Source organism: Nostoc sp. UCD121, assembly GCF_014222285.1.
In the GTDB taxonomy this organism is placed as follows: Bacteria; Cyanobacteriota; Cyanobacteriia; order Cyanobacteriales; family Nostocaceae; genus Nostoc.
On record NZ_JACKZS010000438.1, the window covers coordinates 1 to 1,830 of the forward strand.

Annotated in this window: 1 protein-coding gene and 1 pseudogene; one reads left to right on the plus strand and one right to left on the minus strand. The window is 38.1% G+C overall.

Going from position 1 to position 1,830, the window contains the following annotated elements:
- Nucleotides 1-722 precede the first annotated feature (722 nt).
- Nucleotides 723-1,061 (plus strand): redoxin domain-containing protein, encoded by a 339-nt coding sequence (locus GNF10_RS36665; protein ID WP_185582488.1) that lies wholly within the window; start codon nt 723-725, stop codon nt 1,059-1,061.
- A 34-nt stretch (nt 1,062-1,095) separates the two neighbouring features.
- Here GNF10_RS36665 and GNF10_RS36670 read toward each other — a convergent pair.
- Nucleotides 1,096-1,830: pseudogene (locus GNF10_RS36670) on the minus strand (AIPR family protein); the annotation flags it as partial.

A 1,830-nucleotide genomic window follows, 5' to 3' on the forward strand; every position in this document is an offset into this window, starting at 1 on the left:
CTATAAAATAGGAAAAAACAGATGATTTTATTTTTACTATTGAATATAAAAGTTGGGTGCTTTTTATAAAAATCTAATAATTTATCTTTTGATAAATTATTAGCATTTATTACAGCTACTTAAACACTAAATAGTTTTTGAGGTCAAAATATTCAGAAATTGAGACTTTTAAGCATTGGTTATAAAGTTTTTTAACTATTTTTAATTTACCCCTTTAGATAGATGAAGTTACATTTTTTACGAAATCTTTACCTAAACATAATATTTCTTAATTTTACTAAGGGTTTCTAGCTAAGGCTGATATAACTTTTTTGCTTTGTTTTCTGTTCGCAAAAGCCAACATTGAATCACGTCAAATAACCGAAAAGTTTGCTAGCGCTATTGGTGAAAATAAATGGAAAGTTGACTACTTCAAATTTTGTAACGTACTACTCGTTAAAAAAAGCTAACAATGTTGCCAACAAGTCACCGAAAACTAAAAAGACTGATGTAAAGTCTTCAGGCAAGTGCAAGGCAGGTAAACGACGCAAAACTACACAAAGCTAAGAAGGTAAAAGGGGAACGGGTAAAAGGTAAAGGTATCAAAATTTCCTTTTCCAATGATACCTGTACCCCTTGTTGCAATTTGTGTGTATATATTGAATTCGAAATCCAAGCTCTTGGTGCTTCCTTGGTCGCTATTTCGCCACAGACACCAAGTTATTACACCAAGTTATTATTCGATGTCAACAGCGCAAGACAGCAGCTTAGATTTTGACGTTTTAAGCGATGTTGGCAATCAAGTGGCACGTAACTTTGGTATCGTTTACCGAATACCTGAGCCGTTGCGTCTAATCATGCAAAGCTTAGGTGCTGATCTTCCAGCTGCCAACAAAGACGAGACTTTTGAATTGCCAGTACCAGCTACGTATGTAATTGCTCCAGATGGTACAGTTGCTTATGCCTTTGTTGATCCAGACTTTACAAAGCGTGTAGAGCCGACGCAGATCATTGCAGTACTACAAGAGCTACAGGCTGGCAAAAAAGCTACAGGCTGGCAATTAAGCCCCTACAACGTTTAACCTTAATGAACTAAATCGAACAGTAAAAAGCTATTTATTTAGGCACAGTAGTCGCATTGCTTTTTCCTTTTCCCCTCTTGTTTGCACCTTGTGTCACCTGAGCTTCTTCTGACTTACTGGAGTTAACCATTTTCATCAAGTGCTGATTTAGATAACTTTGCGCCGATATATAAAGACTTTCCCAAATTTCTTGATTGCGGCTGATTTTTGTACCGACTGTATTTCCTGCTGTTTTCTCCGATACCAAGTATTTGCGGAAGTAGTTATTCCACAGGTGTTGCAAAAAGTCTTCGGCGAATTCGTTAAACGGCAGAATCCATTTATAATCTTTATCCAAAAATACCCGATAGGACGCAATTATCGGTAGTGCCAGGTCAGTTGGCGCACCAAACCCGAATGAATACTTGCTGTCAGGCAACAACGTCGTTTTACGTATATCAATTGATGCTAGGTCGTTAGCACCCTTTCTTCTGGGGTTGCTGATATGTTCTTGGATTATTTCATAGAGTCTTTGCTCTATCCATAGAGCATGAGTCAAGAGAGGCAGTAAGGCGTTTAATCTTTCCCTTTCCGTGTCTGTGATGTTAGATGGGGGACTCATCCCTGCTGGGTGTTTGGTTCGTTTATTGCCGTCGGGGTTGTATCTATTTCTATCGAGGCAGTTAATCAACTTCAACAAATGGTTCACATTACACTGGGCATTTCTGGGAGCGCCGCTTTGATTCTGATAATAGGCGATGCGGAATTTTCTATCTTCTGCTCTTTCTAA